This window comes from Chimaeribacter sp. YP20170169 (assembly GCF_056739715.1).
Genome location: NZ_CP176824.1, coordinates 1,982,636 through 2,001,238, shown reverse-complemented (window position 1 = coordinate 2,001,238; position 18,603 = coordinate 1,982,636). Strand labels below are relative to the sequence as shown.

The 18,603-nt window shown below is 61.2% G+C and carries 15 protein-coding genes; 10 read left to right on the top strand and 5 right to left on the bottom strand.

Annotated elements, in window-relative coordinates; all coding sequences use genetic code 11:
• Positions 1-138 precede the first annotated feature (138 nt).
• Together ACK3SD_RS08895 and ACK3SD_RS08890 are read left to right on the top strand one after the other, a co-directional pair.
• Entirely contained in the window at positions 139-738 is a 600-nt protein-coding gene (locus tag ACK3SD_RS08895) for a nitroreductase family protein (protein ID WP_481125230.1), read from the top strand.
• A 140-nt stretch (positions 739-878) separates the two neighbouring features.
• Positions 879-1,967 (top strand): iron-containing alcohol dehydrogenase family protein, encoded by a 1,089-nt coding sequence (locus ACK3SD_RS08890; RefSeq protein ID WP_481125229.1) that lies wholly within the window; start codon positions 879-881, stop codon positions 1,965-1,967.
• 61 nt (positions 1,968-2,028) lie between these two features.
• Here ACK3SD_RS08890 and ACK3SD_RS08885 read toward each other — a convergent pair whose 3' ends face one another.
• The 5 genes from ACK3SD_RS08885 to bcsE all read right to left on the bottom strand — a co-directional run bounded on the left by ACK3SD_RS08885 (position 2,029) and on the right by bcsE (position 6,373).
• The gene (locus tag ACK3SD_RS08885) at positions 2,029-2,214 is read right to left on the bottom strand and encodes a hypothetical protein (protein ID WP_481125228.1); all 186 of its coding nucleotides are present in this window, start codon (positions 2,212-2,214) and stop codon (positions 2,029-2,031) included.
• A gap of 81 nt (positions 2,215-2,295) precedes the next feature.
• Positions 2,296-2,853 (bottom strand): hypothetical protein, encoded by a 558-nt coding sequence (locus ACK3SD_RS08880; RefSeq protein ID WP_481125227.1) that lies wholly within the window; start codon positions 2,851-2,853, stop codon positions 2,296-2,298.
• Positions 2,854-2,970: 117 nt separating this feature from the next.
• Positions 2,971-4,647: a cellulose biosynthesis protein BcsG gene (gene bcsG / locus ACK3SD_RS08875; protein WP_481125226.1), complete on the bottom strand. Its 1,677-nt coding sequence runs from the start codon at positions 4,645-4,647 to the stop codon at positions 2,971-2,973.
• Positions 4,644-4,829, bottom strand: coding sequence for a cellulose biosynthesis protein BcsF (bcsF, locus tag ACK3SD_RS08870; protein ID WP_481125225.1), 186 nt, complete (start codon positions 4,827-4,829; stop codon positions 4,644-4,646). Before bcsF ends, bcsG begins: the two co-directional genes overlap by 4 nt.
• Positions 4,826-6,373, bottom strand: a complete 1,548-nt coding sequence (bcsE, locus tag ACK3SD_RS08865; protein WP_481125224.1) for a cellulose biosynthesis protein BcsE — start codon at positions 6,371-6,373, stop codon at positions 4,826-4,828. Before bcsE ends, bcsF begins: the two co-directional genes overlap by 4 nt.
• Before the next feature lie 186 nt (positions 6,374-6,559).
• Between bcsE and bcsR the strand changes: the two genes are divergently transcribed.
• The 8 genes from bcsR to ACK3SD_RS08825 all read left to right on the top strand — a co-directional run bounded on the left by bcsR (position 6,560) and on the right by ACK3SD_RS08825 (position 18,545).
• A complete protein-coding gene (bcsR, locus tag ACK3SD_RS08860; RefSeq protein WP_481125223.1) occupies positions 6,560-6,760 on the top strand; it encodes a cellulose biosynthesis protein BcsR in 201 nt (66 codons plus the stop codon).
• Positions 6,761-7,453, top strand: a complete 693-nt coding sequence (bcsQ, locus tag ACK3SD_RS08855) for a cellulose biosynthesis protein BcsQ (protein ID WP_481125222.1) — start codon at positions 6,761-6,763, stop codon at positions 7,451-7,453.
• Positions 7,450-7,881 (top strand): hypothetical protein, encoded by a 432-nt coding sequence (locus ACK3SD_RS08850; protein WP_481125221.1) that lies wholly within the window; start codon positions 7,450-7,452, stop codon positions 7,879-7,881. Before bcsQ ends, ACK3SD_RS08850 begins: the two co-directional genes overlap by 4 nt.
• Positions 7,764-10,076, top strand: a complete 2,313-nt coding sequence (gene bcsA / locus ACK3SD_RS08845) for a UDP-forming cellulose synthase catalytic subunit (protein ID WP_481125220.1) — start codon at positions 7,764-7,766, stop codon at positions 10,074-10,076. Before ACK3SD_RS08850 ends, bcsA begins: the two co-directional genes overlap by 118 nt.
• Positions 10,077-10,084: 8 nt before the next feature.
• A complete protein-coding gene (gene bcsB, locus ACK3SD_RS08840; protein WP_481125219.1) occupies positions 10,085-12,361 on the top strand; it encodes a cellulose biosynthesis cyclic di-GMP-binding regulatory protein BcsB in 2,277 nt (758 codons plus the stop codon).
• A 2-nt stretch (positions 12,362-12,363) separates the two neighbouring features.
• Positions 12,364-15,867 carry a cellulose synthase complex outer membrane protein BcsC gene (gene bcsC, locus ACK3SD_RS08835; RefSeq protein WP_481125218.1) on the top strand — a complete coding sequence of 1,168 codons (3,504 nt, stop codon included), beginning with the start codon at positions 12,364-12,366 and terminating at the stop codon, positions 15,865-15,867.
• A 142-nt stretch (positions 15,868-16,009) separates the two neighbouring features.
• Positions 16,010-17,032: a hypothetical protein gene (locus ACK3SD_RS08830; protein ID WP_481125217.1), complete on the top strand. Its 1,023-nt coding sequence runs from the start codon at positions 16,010-16,012 to the stop codon at positions 17,030-17,032.
• Positions 17,033-17,930: 898 nt separating this feature from the next.
• Entirely contained in the window at positions 17,931-18,545 is a 615-nt protein-coding gene (locus ACK3SD_RS08825) for a DUF1275 family protein (protein WP_481125216.1), read from the top strand.
• The last annotated feature ends 58 nt before the right edge of the window (positions 18,546-18,603 follow it).

The following is an 18,603-nucleotide window of genomic DNA, read 5'->3' as shown; positions in this document are numbered from 1 at the left end:
CCGCCAGAATCAGAATAGCTGTAGCGGCGCAGGGGCAGGGCGCGACACGGCGGTTTGGCAAATGCCGGATTTCACCCATACTTTGGTGTGCGCCCCCTTGGCGCAATGTCGGTCCCCCTTTTTAGACAGGAGCCACACATGAGTAATGCGTTTCTAGAAGCCATCACCCCCCGGCGCAGCATCTATGCGCTGGGCAATGAGCTGCCGCGTTCCCAGGAGGAGGTCATTGAGCTGGTGACCACGGCGGTAAAACTCAGCCCCTCAGCGTTCAACTCACAGAGTTCGCGGGTGGTGATCCTTTTTGATGAGCAGCATCAGGCGTTCTGGGAGATTGTCATGCAATCACTGCGTGAGATTGTGCCAGCAGACGCCTTTTTCAGCACCGAGAACAAGATCAATGCTTTTGCCGCAGGCGCCGGCACCGTGCTGTTCTATGAGGATACCCAGGTGGTGGAGGAGTTGCAGAAACAGTACGCGCTCTACGCCGACAACTTCCCGGTCTGGTCGGAACACTCCACCGGCATCGCCCAGTTCTCTGTCTGGTCGACGCTGGCGCAGGTGCAGATTGGCGCCTCGCTGCAACACTACAACCCGCTGATTGATGAGGCGGTGCAGCAGCGCTGGGAGCTGCCGGAGAGCTGGCGGCTGCGCGCCCAGATGCCGTTTGGCAACATTGTCCAGCCGCCGGGCGAGAAGACCTTCATGCCAGATGAACAACGCTTCCGTATCTTTAAGTGACCTGACGCGCCGCGCCTGGCGCGGCCTTTTGTTTCCCCGCGCACGATCCGCCCCGCCTCACAAAATTGGCACGCCCTCCGTAGCCCCCGCTGCTTTTCCGCCATACTTATCCGGCACTCTTGTTACGCAAGGCGAAGCCTATGTATACACACCGGTTGGTTTTTCCTGCCAGCGTCCTGCGTGGGCGCGGGGCGATTGCCCATCTTGGGCGGATGTGCGGGCGGCTCGGCCAGCGTGCGCTGTTGGTGGGCGGCAAACGGGCGCTGGCCTTTGCCGAGCCGCTGGTGGCGCAGCAACTGGAGGAGAGCGCGCTCTGTTACCTTGGCAGTGAGTGGTATGGCGGCGAGTGCAGCGAGACGCAGATCCGCCGGCTGGCCGACCTGCTGGCGCGGCAGGGGGTGGAGGTGCTGGTGGCGGCCGGCGGAGGCCGGGCGCTGGACACCGCCAAGGCCGCAGCGGCGCAGTGCCGGGTGCCGGTGGTCACGCTGCCGACCGTCGCCTCCACCTGCGCGGCCGTGACGCCGATGGCGTTCCGCTACCATGATGATGGCCAGTACCGCGACATGCTGTCGCTGCCGGAGGGGCCAGCCGCCGCGGTGATTGACGCGAACATTCTGGCGCGCACGCCACTGACCGGCTTTGCCGCCGGGTTGGGCGATACGCTGGCGAAGTGGTATGAGTTTCGCGCCATCAGCGGCGACCCAACGCGCCAGGGGCTGGCGGCGGTGGTGCGCACCAACAGCGCGCTCTGCCGCTCACTGATCGTGACGCACGGCGAGGCGGCCTGCCACGCGGTACGCGCCGGGCAGGCTAACGCCGCGCTGGAGCAGGTGCTGGACGCGGTGTTCCTCTACGCCGGTCTGACCTCGGTGATGAGCAATGGCGGCCACACCGGCGCGGCCCACGCCCTCTATGAGGGGTTCACCGGCTGCCCGCTGACCCGCCACGTGGCGCACGGCCTGCTGGTGGGCTACGGCAACCTCTGCCTGCTGGCGCTGGAGCAGCGCCCCGATGAGGAGTTACTGGCCGCCATTGCACTGGCGCGCGCCTGCGCCATCCCGGTACAGCTCACAGAGATCGCCCCGGATCTGGAGCCAGCACAGTTGCAGCACATCCTGCAACGCGCGGTGCTCTCTTCAGACATGGCAAACATGCCCTTCAGCATCGACGTGGGCCAGCTGCACGAAGCCATCGCCCGCGTCGATAGCCTTGCCGCACGTGAGGTGTAGGGGGCGTGGAGTGTGAGTATGGTGAAATAAAAAAGCCGGCATCCGCCGGCTTTTTTGTGTGTCAGGCATAACGCCGCTGGTGAATGGGGTTTTCAGCTACGCGCTCCTTTCCTGCCAGAACCGGCTCAGCTGGCTCATTGACATGGCGCATTGCCGCACTCAATGCCTGCAATTCATGCTGGCTATTTTTATAGTTGGCCTGCATTTCTGGAGAAAGCGACTGCAAAAGTTCTTCTCTTGATCTCATGATGACGCTCCTATTCTTTACCACAGTGTAACGCTTGCCAGAGTCAGGTCAATAGCCTGTTTTTTAGACACCTTAAACGTATTACCACTCATATGCATGGAAGCCCGCATTGTCAGAGACCTCAGTGAGCCGTGATAAAAATCGGCATCGCTCGATGGTCATGTGATTGCCATCATATTTAAACCCCCAGTATTGGTAATAGGGGATGACATCTTCAATAGGGTGGCAAATTCGGAAAGACTCTGCGTTCACAATCATGGCAAAGGCATAGGCGGCATAAAACGCAATCCATGCCATCCGCTTTTCTACCCCAGAGTTAGGATAAGCTTGCCTAAAGTGCTCCAGCATATGAATAGAAACTTGTTTTATCTCAATGTCGTAAGAATATACAGCGACGCCGACCACCACTGGCGGCTTTCCTGGCGAGGTCAGACTAAGAGAAAAGCAGTTCTCCACGTCATGCTGGCCTTCACGAAACCACCATTTCCAGTCAAGGCGCGAACGTCGGAATTCGACTTCTAAAGCTTGCTCCTCAGAAAGGAGTCCAACAGATACCCTAACTTCTTGCTTTATTAGCTCTTCCTGAAGATCGAGGAATGCCAACTCAGCGGCAGTGTATATCAATGCATGAGTCGCCACGCTTAAGCATCCTTTCTCTAAAATGGGATCGAATTTTAATGAACAACCATCCCCTCCTGCCAGAGGGCAGGCATAAAAAAGCCGGCATCCGCCGGCTTTTTTGTGGGCTGACAAACGTCACTGTGGATAGGGCACCCAGTCGCCGCCGTTGAGGCGGATGTAGGGCTTGCCTTGGTACTGCATCACGATGGCGTTGGCGTTTTCAGAAACCACCGCCGTTTGCGGCAGATTCTGCGCCAGCGTTGACCAGTCCACGGTCGGCGCGGTGAAGACTTTGCCATCCACCGAGCGCGCCACCAGCTCCGACACCGCCAGGTAGCTGCTCGGTGCCGTGACGGTCAGCGGCGTGCTCTGGTGCGGCGCCTGCATCCCGAAGAAGCGGATGCCCGCCGGGATGTGGGTGATGCTCGGGCTGGGGATGTCACGCAGGCCAGACATCTGCATCTTGTCGCCGCTCACCGCTGCGCCATGCTCCGGCACAAACACCACCATCACCTTGCGCCCAGACTTCTCCAGCTCGTCAAAGAAGGTGTTGAGCTGGTTGAGCAGGGTGGTGGCGCGGGTTTTGTAGTCGGCGGGTTTGTTCTCGCCAATGAAGCGGTTGCCGTCGTGCAGCGCAATCAGGTTGAAGAAGGTGGCGCTGCGCGGCGTCTCCTGCTTGGTGTTCAGCCAGCGGTTGAGGATCTCCAGATCGTTGTAGATTGGCTCGCCATCAAAGGAGGTCATCTCATGGCCGATGCCCTGTTGCGACATCAGCGGCACCTGCATGTTGGCCTCTTTGCGCAGGTCATCAATGTAGCCGCCAAACACCCCGGAGTGATCCATCATCAGCTGGGAGGTGAAGCCCAGTTTCGCCAGGTTGTCGAACAGGTAGCACTGCTGGCCGGCTGGCTGGTAGAGATCGTGGTGCGACGGCTGGCCGCAGCTGGCGCGCAGCAGGCGGATGGAGGCCGGGCCGCTGTAGGCGGTGGCGGAGTTGAAGTTGTCGAACTTGATGTCAAAGCGCGACCAGAAGGGCGAACTGTCCTGACCCACCGCCTGCATGTCTGCCCAGGCCAGCGAGCAGACGTTGATCACCAGCACGTCAAAGGGTTGGGCATCCGCTGGCAACTGGGCCGGGAAGCTGGTGGCGCGCGAGCGCTCCTGATCGTAGAACTGGTTGAGGTAGGCGGTCAGGTTGGCGTTGGTCGGCGGCAGGGTCTGCGCCGGCCCGGCACCTGTGGCGCCCGGTGCGGCTCCGGCACCTACCGCAGGCGCACCGCCCGCCGGGGCGGTGGTCACCACAGCGGCATTGGGCGCGGCACTGGTGACCCGATCCGGCAGCACCTGCACCGCGGTCAGCCAGACCAGCGCCACCAGCGTAAAGGTGGTCACGCGGATCCACTGCGATATAAACAGGTAAGCCACCAGCATGGCGAAGGCGATGCCCACCCACTGCCAGTTGATAAAGCGGTTAGCCAGATCGAGCAAATAGGCGGGCGAGAAACCGGCAACCTGCGATCCCTCCGACAGGATGGACTGGTAACTCGGCAGCCAGGTGTCGTGGTAGAACAGCCCCAGCCCAATCGGGATCGCCACCCACATGCGTATCCGGTGCAGCCGCGCCGAGGGCAGCGGGCAGAGCAGGAACGCCACGAAGATCAGGTTGCTGATCAGGTCAAAGTTCAGGTAGCCATGCCACAGCAGGGCGAATTTCAGCAGGTAGTAGTAGTTCCACGCGCCCAGCCCGCGCCAGTGACGCCAGAGTGAGGGGCGGTCGGCGGGCGTCTGCCGCGCGGAGAGGTGTTCGCTCATGGGGTTCGTTTCTCTTTGCTGGTTCCATTACGCACCCACACGCCAGCCGATTTCAGGTAGCGGGTGGGGAAGAGTCGGGCCTGAAGGCGTCGCCAGAGGGCGGGCAGGCTGCGGCACGCCAGCCAGCCAAGGATAAAAAATAGAATCGCGGCGATCAGCGCCACCTGAAGCAGGTCACTCATGGCGATCCCTCCACCATCGGCAGCGTCAGCGGCGTGGGCAGACGGCGCTCCGGCGCGGGCGTGGAGGCCGCCACGCTATGGGTCTCGGTCACCGGCAGGGGTGGCTCCTCGCTGTCGGGCGCGTCCTGGGCGATGCGGTGCAGCTGCTCCAGAATCGCCGTGTCCTCATGCCACTCGCGGCGGCTGGTGAAGGCGTCCGTCACTGGCAACGGGAAGACTGAGCGCAGCGCGATCTCCAGATCCGCCAACCGGCAGTTGGAGAGGAACAGGTGCAGGTGATGGGCATCCACCGTCACCAGATCGCCGTCGCGCCGCAGGGTGCAGAGCGACAGCGCCTGACGCGGCAACAACCCCGGCACCGGCCGCAGCGACAGCAGGATGCCCCGCGCATCCTCCGGCAGCAGGCTCGACGCCAGCAGCGTACCCACCGTATTGCAGAAGGGCAGGCGCGCCATCGGCCCGCGCACCTGCATCGGGCGCATCCCAGCGATCAGCCGGTCGATATCATCCGGCAGTGGGCGCGCGTAGCGACTGCCCTGAATGCCCTCCAACAGGGTCAGGAAAGCGGAGAGCGAGGCGGCATGGGGCACCACCAGATTGGCACCGCTGGCCTGCAACAGCTTCTCATCGGTATAGCGCAGGCTGGAGGTCATCTCCCGCACCGCAATCTTCAGCCCATTGCCGCCCTGACGGCGTACCTGATGGATCTCCCGCGCCAGCGCTGGCACCCCCTGATTGCTGTGCAGGGCAAAGATCAGCGTGGCGGCCTGTAGCACCGCCCCCCGTTGCGCCAGCAGCGTGTTGTCATCAAACAGCTGCCACTGGGAAGAGAGCGGCGGCGCGCCCTCCAGCACACTGCGCTCCGCCAGATACCACCCCTCGTCGCCCCCGTGCTGGCCGCCGGTCTGTTGCTCTTCATGCAGCGTCCAGCCCCCCTCCGGCAGGGGCCGCAGGGTAAAGGAGTGGTTGGTGATAATGCCGAGATCTGCCGCCCACCATGCCACTTGGTAAGCCGGTCTCTCCACCTCATGGGCGAGGGAGGCAAAGCCAAATAAAAGGCGATGTTGTGACATAAGCTGGCCTTTTATTTTATTTATTCCCGTACCGTGGCAAATAATGAGAACTGTGCTACCGGCCTTATTAATCACCTGCCGCAATTGTTTCAACCACTCTACCAACTCATCGTCTGGCAATTGCAGCGCCAGTGCGGCAGGGAAGTAAATAATAACCAGTGATGGGCGGCGGGCGATTATTTTCCATAGATCGCGCGGCAGGTGGCGTAATGCCTTTGCTTCTGCCGGGAAGGTATATAACGGCAGGCGACGCAGGGCCGCGCCCGGCAGCTCGCCAATCACCACATCAGGATTATTTTCTGTACAAATCAAGGATATGGAATTATTCTCCGGCTGCATGCGCAGCACTTGCCGGCATAATTGGCGCGCATTTTCCTGGGTATCCACATTTACCCAGTAACCGCCCCGTGCCTGCATTACGGATAATTCATCCCAAAGATGGGCAATGCCAAAGGGAAATGATAGCGCCATGAAATTTTCTGCTTAATGAGTAAGTTTGCCAGTGAAAACGAGGAAAAAACCTATAAGTCAGTCTAACATTGGCATTTGTAAACACAAACTTTACACATAAAAAATAGTGGATTACGGCGCATGAGAATGGCTGGAATTCCTATTTTTTAGTGAGTTATCGGTAATGATCTGTTTAAGGGATGAGGCATGGATAACAGCGATCAACAGAAGCCCATTTCGGCTATCCCACCCATCAGTGATGATTTTTTAGCGCTGCACCGCACCTTCGGGCTGCCAGTTTTCCACTATGTGGACATTGCCCGGCAGGCGCGTATCCCGGAACTGCTGGCGCGCTGGCCGTTGCTCAGTGAGCTGAGTGCCCGGCCAGATGATGGGGAGTCCGTCTAGATGCCGGTGATTGCCATACAGGGGATACGCGGCGGCGTGGGGGCCAGTGCGGTGACCGCCGGGCTGGCTTGGGCGCTGCAAAGTCTGGGGGAGCGGGTGCTGGTGGTGGACGCCGGCCCCAGCAACCTGCTGCGCCTGCATTTCAACGTCCCCTTTGATGACGGCCGCGGCTGGGCCGAGGCCGGGCAGGCGGGCCGCCCCTGGCAACAGGCGGCATTGCGCTACCTGCCGGGGCTGGATCTGCTGCCCTTCGGCCACAGTGACACCGGCACACTGCCAGACGTCGCCGCGCTGGCCCGCGCCGGGCACTACCAGTGGGTGTTGCTGGATACCCCCAGCGGCAGTGACCCGCTGGCCTGGCAGGCGCTGGCGCAGGCTGACCGGCTGCTGCGGGTGCTGGCTCCCGATGCCAACTGCCACGCCCGGCTGCACCAGCAACCGACCGCGCCCCAGAGCGTGCTGCTGGTCAACCAATTCAGCCCCACCAGCCAGCTGCAACAGGATCTGCTGCTGCTGTGGCAGCACAGCCTGACCGGGCTGGTGCCCGTGACCCTCCACCGGGATGAGGCGGTGAGCGAGGCGCTGGCCGCCAAGCAGCCGGTGGGGGAGTACCGCCCACAGAGTCTGGCGGCCAATGAGATGGTGGTACTGGCAAACTGGTGCCTGATCAACCTGAAGGGGGGCACGGCATGAGTGCGCTGCTGAGGCTGTTTCTGCTGCCGCCAGTGACGCAGGCGCTGCGCGAGCGCTATCAGGACTACCGCCGCCATCGCGCCGGGGTGCTGGCGAGCGCGCTGATGACCACCTGGGTGGCGCTGGCCTGGCTGTTCCTGCGGCTGGAGTCGCCCGCCTGGCAGCCGCTGCGCGCCCATCCGCGCCACTGGTTCCCGCACATCGCCCCGCACAAGCCACGGCTGCTGGATGGCCTGCGCTATCTGTTGCAGGCCGGGTGGCTGCTGCTGACCCGGCCGGGCCGGCGGGTGCGCACCCCCGTGAGCGGCGCGTGGTGCCGATTCTGTCGCGCTGGCGGCAGAGGGCGATCGCCCAGCTGGCGCACCTGCCAACGCGCGTGGCCTCCAGCCAGTTGGAGCGGAAGGCCATCCGTCGGCTGGCACGCATGAACCACGTGCTGCGGCGCGTGCTCTATCTGGCCTGCTGCACGGTGGCGCTGGTGCTGGCATGGTTCTGTATCTCCCAGCCGTTTGGCCTGTTCTCCCAGTTTGTGTTTGTGCTGCTGCTGTGGGGCATCGCGATGGTGGTGCGCAACATCCCTGGCCGCCTGCCGACGCTGATGCTGATTGTGCTGTCACTGACCGTCTCCTGCCGCTACCTGTGGTGGCGCTATACCGAGACGCTGAACTGGGACGATCCCCTGAGCCTCTTCTTTGGCGTCACGCTGCTGGTGGCGGAGACCTATGCCTGGCTGGTGCTGGTGCTCGGGTACTTCCAGACCATCTGGCCGCTGAACCGCAAACCAGTGCCGATGCCAGAGGATATCTCCACCTGGCCGCACGTCGATGTGATGGTGCCGACCTATAACGAGGATCTCAGCGTGGTGAAGCCGACCCTCTATGCGGCGCTGGGAATGGACTGGCCGAAGGACAAACTGGATGTCTGGCTGCTGGATGATGGCAACCGCCCGGCCTTCCGTGCCTTTGCCGAGGAGATTGGCATCCGCTACATCGCCCGGCCCACCCATGAGCACGCCAAGGCGGGGAACATCAATAACGCCCTGAAGCAGGCGACCGGCGATCTGGTGGCTATCTTTGACTGCGACCACGTGCCGACCCGCTCCTTCCTGCAGATGACGGTGGGCTGGTTCTTCAAGGATAAGCAGCTCAGCATGTTGCAGACGCCACACCACTTCTTCTCGCCCGACCCGTTTGAGCGCAATCTGGGGCGGTTCCGTCAGGCCCCCAATGAGGGCGCGCTGTTCTATGGGCTGGTACAGGATGGCAATGACCTGTGGGATGCCACCTTCTTCTGTGGTTCCTGTGCGGTGCTGCGCCGCGACGTGCTGAATGAGATTGGCGGCATTGCGGTGGAGACAGTGACTGAGGATGCGCACACCTCGCTGCGTATGCACCGGCATGGCTATACCTCTGCCTATATCCGTATCCCGCAGGCGGCGGGGCTGGCGACCGAGAGCCTCTCCTCGCACATCCGCCAGCGCATCCGCTGGGCGCGCGGCATGGTGCAGATCTTCCGGCTCGACAACCCGCTGTTTGGCAAGGGGCTGAAGCTGGCGCAGCGGCTCTGCTACGTCAACGCGATGATGCACTTCCTCGCGGGCGTGCCGCGGCTGATCTTCCTGCTCGCGCCGCTGGCCTTCCTGCTGTTCCACGCCTACATCATCTATGCGCCAGCGCTGGCGATTGTGCTCTACGTCTTCCCGCATATGGTACACGCCAGCCTGACCAACTCGCGCATCCAGGGAAAATACCGCCACTCCTTCTGGAGCGAGATCTACGAGACGGTGCTGGCGTGGTATATCGCCCGGCCCACCACGGTGGCGCTGTTCCGCCCGCACGGCGGTGTGTTTGACGTCACCGCCAAGGGGGGGCTGGTGGAGGAGTCCTATGTGGACTGGAACATCTCCAAACCCTACCGCGTGCTGATGCTGATCAACCTGTTTGGCCTGCTGGTGGGGATCTGGCGGCTGGTGGATGGCATCCCTGATGAGCGCCTCACCGTAGTGGTCAGTTTGCTGTGGGTGCTCTACAACATGATTATCCTCGGCGGCGCGACGGCGGTGGCCTTTGAGGCGAAACAGGTTCGCCAAGCGCACCGCGTGGAGATCGCGCTGCCCGCCGCCCTGATGCGCGCCGACGGGCACCTCTTCCGCTGTACGCTGGTGGACTACTCCGACGGCGGCGTGGGCGTCGAGCTGGAGAACGCCGCCGACCACTTCCGCCGCGACGATAGCCTGCACCTGCTGCTGCGACGCGGCAATCAGGAGTTCAGTTTCCCCTGCGTCATTACCCGCCAGTTTGGCAACCGGCTGGGGATGCGCACCGACAACCTCAGCGTGCGCCAGCAAATTGACTTCGTGCAGTGCACCTTCGCGCGCGCCGATACCTGGGTAGTGCAGGGGGACAGCTTCCCGGAAGACCGGCCTCTCGCCAGTCTGCGGGAAGTGATGCTGCTGGGCATCCGCGGCTATGTGCGGATGGCCGACCACTTGCCGGCAGTGATCAGATCGCCCGTGCGGCTGATCAACGCGCTGCTCGCCGGCCTGATCTCATTGGCCCCCCGTAGCGTAACGGCCCTTCCTGCGGCGCATGGGGCGCCCCAGGCTGTGAACTCACCAAGATGATGACACCGATGATTAGACTATTGACCTGCTATACCGCCGTTGCCCTTAGCCTGACCACGCTGGTCAGCATGAACGCCCAGGCCCAGTTGCCCGTGACGCCACTGGTCACCCCGGATGCCCCGGCGGCCAGCAACCCATCGGCCCCGGTGCGCGACATGCAGCTGGCCTTTCCCCAGCTGGCGCCACCCCCCGGCACCTTTACCCTGCGTGGCCTCGCCCCAGAGGGGCAGATTGAGTTTGGCGTGCGTAGCGATGAGGTGGTGACACAGGCGACCCTTAACCTCCAATATACGCCGTCGCCCTCGCTGATCCCGGTGGAGTCACAGATCAAGGTCTACCTGAATGACCAGCTGATGGGAGTGGTGACCATCGCCGCCGACCAGCTTGGCAAGGCCAACCAGATCCAGCTGCCGATTGACCCGCGCTACATCAGCGACTTCAACCGGCTGAAGCTGTCGTTCATTGGTCACTATCAGCGCATCTGTGAGAACCCGGCGAATACCACGCTGTGGGTGGATATCGGCAAGGCCAGCTCGCTCGACCTGCGCGTCCAGAAACTGCCAGTGGATAACGATCTCGCGCACTTCCCGGAGCCGTTCTTCGACAAACGGGACAACCAGCCGCTGACGCTGCCAATGGTGTTTGCTGGCCAGCCGGATCTCGGGATGCAGCAGGCGGCCGCCAAACTGGCCTCCTGGTTTGGTACGCAGGCCCAATGGCGCGGCCAGCACTTCCCGGTGCTCTATAACCAACTGCCAGATCGCCATGCGGTGGTGTTCGCCACCAATGACCATCGCCCGGACTTCCTGCGCGACCTGCCGCCTGCAACCGGGCCAACGGTGCAGATGATTACCCGCCCGGATAACCCCTATGTGAAGCTGCTGGTGGTACAGGGGCGCGATGACAAGGATCTGGTGCAGGCGGTGACCGGCATCGCGCAGGGCAATATTCTGTTCCGCGGCCAACAGGTGGCGGTGACCAAGGTTGACCAGCTCGCGCCACGCCAGCCCTATGACGCGCCCTTCTGGGTGCATACGGATCGGCCGACCACCTTCGGCGAACTGAAGACCTTCCCGGAGCAGCTACAGGCCGATGGCATCCAGCCCTATCCGATCTCGGTGAACCTCAACCTGCCGCCCGATCTCTATCTGGTGCGCAATACCGGTATTACCATGCAGCTGAAGTATCGCTATACGCCACCGGCACAGGCGAGCACCTCGCACCTGAGCATTAACCTCAATAACCAGTTTGCGCACGCCTTCCCGCTGAAGCCCGATACCCGCGAGGGGACACAGCTGCTGCGCCTGCCGCTGTTGGGGCTGTTTGACGATGGGAAACAGGTCAATATTCCGGCGTTGAAACTCGGTGCCATCAACCAGATGCGCTTCGATTTCGAGTACGCCTCGCTGATCGCCAGTAGCCGTACCGATCGCTGTGAGACCTTTACCACCGTCAATAACCATGTGGTGATTGACGATAGCTCCACCATCGACTTCTCGGGCTATCGCCACTATATGCCGATGCCTGACCTGCGCGCCTTCGTCAATGCCGGTTTCCCATTCAGCCGCATGGCCGACCTGTCGCAGACGCTGGTGCTGGTCAACCCGCAGCCCCAGCCAGTGCAGCTGACCACCTTGCTCGATACGCTCGGGCGCATCGGCTCCCTGACCGGCTATCCGGCGCTGGGGGTGAAGATCAGTGATAACTGGCAGCAGGCCAAACAGAGCGATGACGATATCCTGATGATTGGCGCCATTCCGCCTGACTTGCAGAATGACAAACAGCTCAATGTGCTGGTGGACGCCACCCAGAGTTGGGTGACCCAACCGCGCCGCCCGCTGCCGCTGCCGGATAGCGTGGCCGGGGAGGGCGATACCACCGCCGATAGCCGCACGACCATCACGGCGTCCGCGCCGATGGCGGCGATTGTTGGGGTGCAGTCGCCCAATAACGATCAACGCAGCATTGTGGCGCTGCTGGCGAATAACGCCGAGGGGCAGGGCCTGATGAACGATGCCTTGCAGGATAGCGGCAAACGCGCGGCGATGAGTGGCTCAGTGGCGGTGGTGCGCGCCTCGGGCGTCAATAGCCTGCGCGTTGGCGACGTCTACTACGTGGGCCATTTGCCGTGGTGGGAGCAGGCATGGAGCACGCTGGCGAACCATCCCGGCTGGCTGGCGGTGATGGCCGCGGTGCTGGTGGTGATGGTGGCGCTGCTGCTGTGGATGGCCTTGCGCAGCCTGAGCCGCCGTCGTGTGATGACCGATGATGACCATCAGGACTGACCATGCATAAAACTTTTCTGCGGCCAGCGCTGCCGCTGGCCCTGAGCCTGACGCTCTCCCCCCTCGCACCGGCGGTGGAGCAGGCGCTCTCGCCGCCAGCCGGTGAGGCGGTGTCACCCGAGGCATGGCTGCTGGGCCAGGTGCGGCTGGGCGAGGCCACCCACCAGGATGCGCTGGTGGAACAGTCGCTGCACCGGCTGGAGCTGATGTCACCGGCCAACCCGCAGGTGATCATGGCGCGGTTGCGGCTGGCGCTGCGTCAGGGTAACGCCACGCTGGCGCAACAGCAGCTGGCGCGCCTGCAACAGGTCGCGCCAGGCTCGGCGCTGGTTCGTCAAGCGGAGGTGCTGGTGGGGCTGACCCAGCCTGACCAGCGCCAGCAATTGCAACAGGCGCGGCTGCTGGCGACCGCTGGCCGGCTCGACGATGCGCGCGCCGCCTATGACGCGGTGTTCAAGGGGCCGCCGCCGAGCACGGAGCTGGCGGTGGAGTATTGGCAACTGGTGGCGCGGATGCCACAGCAGGCGCCGGAGGCCACCCGCCAGTTACAGGCCCTCGATCGCGCCACGCCCGGTGACACCCAGGTGCGGATGGCGCTGGCCCAACTCTTCTTCAGCCAAAACCGCGAGCCAGAGGGCTACGCGATGCTGGAGCAGGTGGCGAAGGATGCCGCCTCCCGCGAGGCCGCTGGCGATATCTGGCTCAACCGCATCAAACGCATGACGGTGACGCCAGAGAGCGTGGCGGCGCTCAACCGCTTCCTGACGGTGTTTGACAGCGGCAATGCCGCTACCGCGGGCCGGCAGGAGCTGGCACGCCAGCAGACCCAGCTGGCCGATCCGGCCTATCAGGCGCGGTTGCGTGGGCTGGCGCGGGTTGATCAGGGCGGCGGTCGCGAGGCGATCCCGGTGCTGGAGCAGGCGCTACGTGCCACCCCCAATGACCCGGATCTGCTCGGCGCGCTCGGCGTGGCGTGGGCGCGCTCCGGCGACCGCGCCAAGGCGATCGGATTGTTCGAGCAGGCGCAGAAGGTGGACACCGACGGCTTCCACAGCGGCAAGTGGAGCAGCCTGATCAACAGCAACCGCTACTGGCTGTTGATTGAGCAGGGTGACAAGGCCCTCAAAGCTAACAATTTTGCGGCGGCTGACACCTTCTACCAGCAGGCGGTGCCGCTGGAGAGCGATGACCCCTACGCGCTGCTGGGGCGGGGCGACGTGGCGCTGGCGCGCAACGACCTGCCAGCGGCAGAGCGCTTCTACCAGCAGGCGCGGCGCATTGAGCCGGACAACGGCAGCGCGCTGCGCGGGCTGACCAACGTCTACCAGAAGCAGTCCCCGGCGCGGGCGCTGGCCTTCCTCAACAGTCTGCCAGCCAGCCAGCGCAAGGGATTGACCGACACCCTCAACCGTTTGCAGGGCGATCTGCTCAGCGCGCAAGCTGACCAACTCAACCAGCAGCAGCGCTGGCGTGAGGCGGCGGAGGCCTACGCCGCCGCCCGCCGCTATGCGCCGGATGAGGTCTGGCTGGTCTACCGTCAGGCGGGCGCGCTGCAACAGATTGGGCAGGGCGCGCAGGGCGACCAGCTGTTCCGCGACTTTATTGCCGCCCATCCGCCCGGCGCGCAGGAGAACTACGCCTATGCGCTCTACCTCTCCTCCCGCGATCGTGACAGCCAGGCGATCGCGGTGCTCAACCAACTGCCACGCGAGCAGTGGTCGGACAATATGCGTGAACTGGCGCAGCGGTTGCAACAGGAGCAGGCGATCAACCGGGCGCTGGCGCTACGCGAACGGGGTGACAAGGCCGGTGCGGCGCGGCTGTTGCGCACCTTGCCGCCCCAGCCACGCATTGAACTGACGTTGGCGGAGTGGGCGCAAGAGGATGGTGACTATACGGCGGCGCGCGCCGGTTTTAACCGCGTGCTGGCACAGGAGCCAACGAATGCCGATGCCCGGCTGGGGCTGGCCGAGACGGCGCTAACCACCGGCGATCTGGCAGCCGCGCGCCGCCAACTGGAGCCGCTGGACAAGCTGCCCGCTGATACCCTGACGCTCAACCAGCAGCGGCGCATCGCCACCGCCTGGCAGGGCGTCGGGGAGCCGGATCGCGCCGCCACGCTGCTCGCCCGCCTCAAGCCCGCCGCCCGTCAGGCGGGGCCGGGGCTGACCAGCGCACTGATTTTCCGCGACAGCGCGCGGCTGGCACAGCAGCGGGGCGACTACCCGCAGGCGCGTGAGGATTTTGGTGAGGCGATGGTCTCCAGCGGCATTACGCCCGCCGCCCCACGTGACAACGAGGGTTACACCCGCCTGACGCGCAACCAAGCCGGGGATGACTGGCTGAAGCGTGGCATCCGTGCCGATGCCGCCGACGCCTACCGCCAGCAGGAGGTGACGCTCACCCTCGGCCATGACTATTGGGGTTCCAGCGGCACCGGCGGCTACTCAGACCTGTCGGCCAACACCACCATGTTGCAGGCCGATATGCCGCTCGGCGATGGCCGCGCCTTCCTGCGCAGCGACTACGTGCAGATGGACGCCGGCACCTTTGATACCAGCAATGGCCGCTACAGCGAGGATTTCGGCACCTGTGACAGCGTGGCCTGTCAGGGGAATGAGCACCAGACCGCCCGCGGTGCCAGCCTCGCCGCTGGCTGGCGCAACGATCGCTGGAACGCTGACATCGGCACCACGCCACTCGGCTTTGAGGTGGTCGATTGGGTCGGCGGCCTGAGTTACAGCGGCGACTGGCGGCAGATTGGCTGGACGGCCAGCGCCTCGCGGCGCCCCATCTCCAGCTCGCTGCTCTCTTTCGCTGGCACCAAAGACCCGAACACCGGCACCACCTGGGGCGGGGTACGCGCCACCGGCGTCAGCCTCAGCGGCAGCTATGATCAGGGCGGGGCGAATGGCGTTTGGACTGACCTGAGCTACCACCAGATCACCGGCAAGAACGTCGCGGACAACCAGCGCACCCGGCTGATGGGCGGCTACTACTACAAGGTGATCAACGAGGACAACCGCCGGGCGACCATCGGCCTGAACAGCATGTTATGGCACTACCAGAAGGATTTGAGCGGCTACTCGCTGGGTCAGGGCGGCTACTACAGCCCGCAGCAGTACTTCTCGCTGGCGGTGCCGGTCAACTATCGCCAGCGCAGCGACAACTGGTCATGGCAACTGGGCGGCTCGGTCTCCTGGTCTTATTCGAAGACCAAGGATCAGGCGCGCTACCCATTACAGGGACTGGTGCCCGCCAGCTACGCCGACCGCAACGCCATTGAGCAGGGCAGCAGCAGCACCGGTTTTGGTTATACCGTACAGGCGATTGTAGAGCGCCGGCTCACCTCCCACTGGACGCTCGGTGCCGGCATCGACATCCAGCAGGCAGAGGACTACACCCCCAGCCACGCCCAAATCTACATCCGCTACTCCGCCAGCGGCTGGCAGGGCGACCTGGATCTCCCGCCCAATCCACTGACCCCCTACGCCGACTTCAAATAACCGAGGCGCCGCAAGGCGCCTTAATTCTTCCGATAAAAAATTGATAGAATTCAATCGCACACTGAAAAGTATGCTTAACCATCTGGCATGATTTTATCAGAAAGCTACGCTTATTTCATAACCTTCAAGCGGAGCTGATAACATGCCAAGCTTTCCTGCTTTTATAGAATCAGTCTTTTCAGGAGTTACCATTTTAGCAGTGGCAGCATTCTTGGCGCGAAAAATCATTGATTCCATTATTCAAAAACGGCTAAGCGAGGGGGCGGCGCTTCATCAACATAACTTAAATATAGCTCGAGACGATATGCAGGCTGAAATGAATGCATTGCGTGATAAAGTCCAGCATCAGTACGGTAAGTTGCTTGCTAACTATAACCGTGATCTTGCAAAAAAAGATGCGTTAGAAGTTATAGTAACAAAGTATTCTGGCGTCATACTTTTGGCAGCAACGGATTTACAGGATAGGATTTGGCACCTTTGTGAACGTCAAGCTAAAGCCCAACTCCCTGTTTTGAAGATGAAAAATATTGATGAGATAGCATATCCAATGTGGCCCATGACAAAGAAACACTATCTGCACAGTACAATTTATTTATTTGCAAAGTATTTTTGCTGGGTAGAAATTTTGCGCAGGGATATTCAGTTCCTCAATTTCGGCGATGACAAGAAAACTAATGATTTTAATTATTTTCTTAAGAAAATTGAAAGGTGTTTAGCAGAGACCGGCTTAAAAAACTTTTTAAATCCCGGCACTAATATTTCTAGCGATCGTCCTGTTTTTCAACTTATGCAAACAGAAATTGGAGAGTCACTCATTGTTCAGGAGGGCAATCTTAAACAGTGTATGATGTATTGGAGCTATATTGATGCTATCGATGATTTTCTTAATAAATCGAGCGCCTATCAAGCATTGGAAGCGCTATTAGAGGGGGCAATGGGAGATTATAAAACGAAGTTCCACTTGACTCGCTTACGTCTGCTAAATAATGCTCTCGTTGAGCTCATCAATTTTTTGAACGACCATAATAGACTGCTCATTATTGACGAGGTCAAGGAATTAGCGTGTCCTGGATTCGACTTGAAAGCTTATCAAGAGAAGTGGTCTGGCATTTATTTATCTAATGTTGAGCAGCCAGAGGAAGCATCTCCAATTGACAATGGATAGCACATTGCCGCTGGCCTTCTATTTCACATGATTTTAGTTACAACAAACTATTAACATAAGATTAAAAGAAACGATCGTGAGCTTAACAAGGTTAAAATTTCACGAGGCAATAGGTTAGGGCAGAAACGTTCCGTGACAACGTCACTAACGAGATTAGTCATCAAATGAAATGATGCATGCCTTCTTACTGAATGCCTCGACTGCACGATGAGCAGACTAGAAAGGTGTTTACCAATAAAGCTTTTGGCAAATGTTGACGTTTAATATTCATTCATGGCTGAGAGCTATTCATATATCTGAGCCTCACTTATCCCGTCAATCAACCAGATTTCACGTAGCGCCATCAGCAGTGAAGAGCGTGGCGCAGGCAGGCACTTGTCGCTTAGAGAAGATGCGGAAAACAGCGGGCAGCACTTAGAGAACCGCTACGCATTCTTATCCCGCCAACTGCCCAGATTTCACGTAGCGCGATCGGCGGTGAAGAGACGGGCATGGGCTGGACGGAGAGATGCCGCGCCGGTTGGTCAATCTTGGATTTGGGCATCGTTGAAACGGAATGCATCCTCATGGCGTATCAAGTGGTGTCATCATGACAAAACGCCGGAAGCTGGTTTTGATAAACGGGTATCGATAATAACGCTGGAAAGACATGGGTAAATCCGGGGTGAGCATATTGCCAGGCATGGCCGAAAACTGCCAGAGAGACAAAGGATTATAAGAGTTCGCATAATGTATATTATGTTAAATTGGATTGGAAGGTGCGTGTGGGGCTGGTCTGTTATGTCGGTTTGGTACTTCCCTGCTCTGCCAAGATAAATGGCGTCATGGCTGACCCTTGACTATAAAGAGATCGACCCTCCTTTAACACGCCAGTTGGCGTGCCCGATCAGGAAACGCCATGCAGACCGTAAAACCTTTTCGCCTTGATGCGACGACGCCTTTTATTTGGCTGCTGGTGATCGCCGCCGGCCTGACGGATGCCACCCTCTACCTGCACAGCAAAGATCTGCTGGCCGTCTATGTCACGGGCGATACTTCCAAGCTGGGTCAGGCATTGCAACAAGGCGATCTGCAAAAAGCGCTGCCCTTGCTGGGCGTGATTGTGGCTTTCCTGTTTGGCACCACGGCCGGGGCTTGGTTGGGACGGCGCGCTGGCAGTTGGCGTTCGCCGTTGTTGCTGGCATCGGTGGCGCTGCTGTTGGCGATCGCCTGGCTGGCGACGGCTCCACACTATCCGCCGCTGATGGTGCTGGTCATCGCGGTCGCCATGGGTCTGTTGAATCAGGTACGCGGCAGTGAACCGGGCGTGACCTTTATCACCGGAACCTTGGTCAGGCTCGGCCGGGTGGCAGCTGGCGCAGCGCCGGCGGACTTGGGTTGCGCTGGCTCGCCTGGCTGTTGGCCGCGCTTGCCGGTGCCTGGCTCGACAGCCGACTGGCTGCATGGGCCATCGCGATTATCGCCCTCTACTGCCTGTTGCTGGCGGCCGTGGTGGCCGCCAACCATCTGGTGATCCGTGAACGCCTGCAAAAACGGGCGGCGCAGCACGACGCGCACTCCTGACTCCCCTA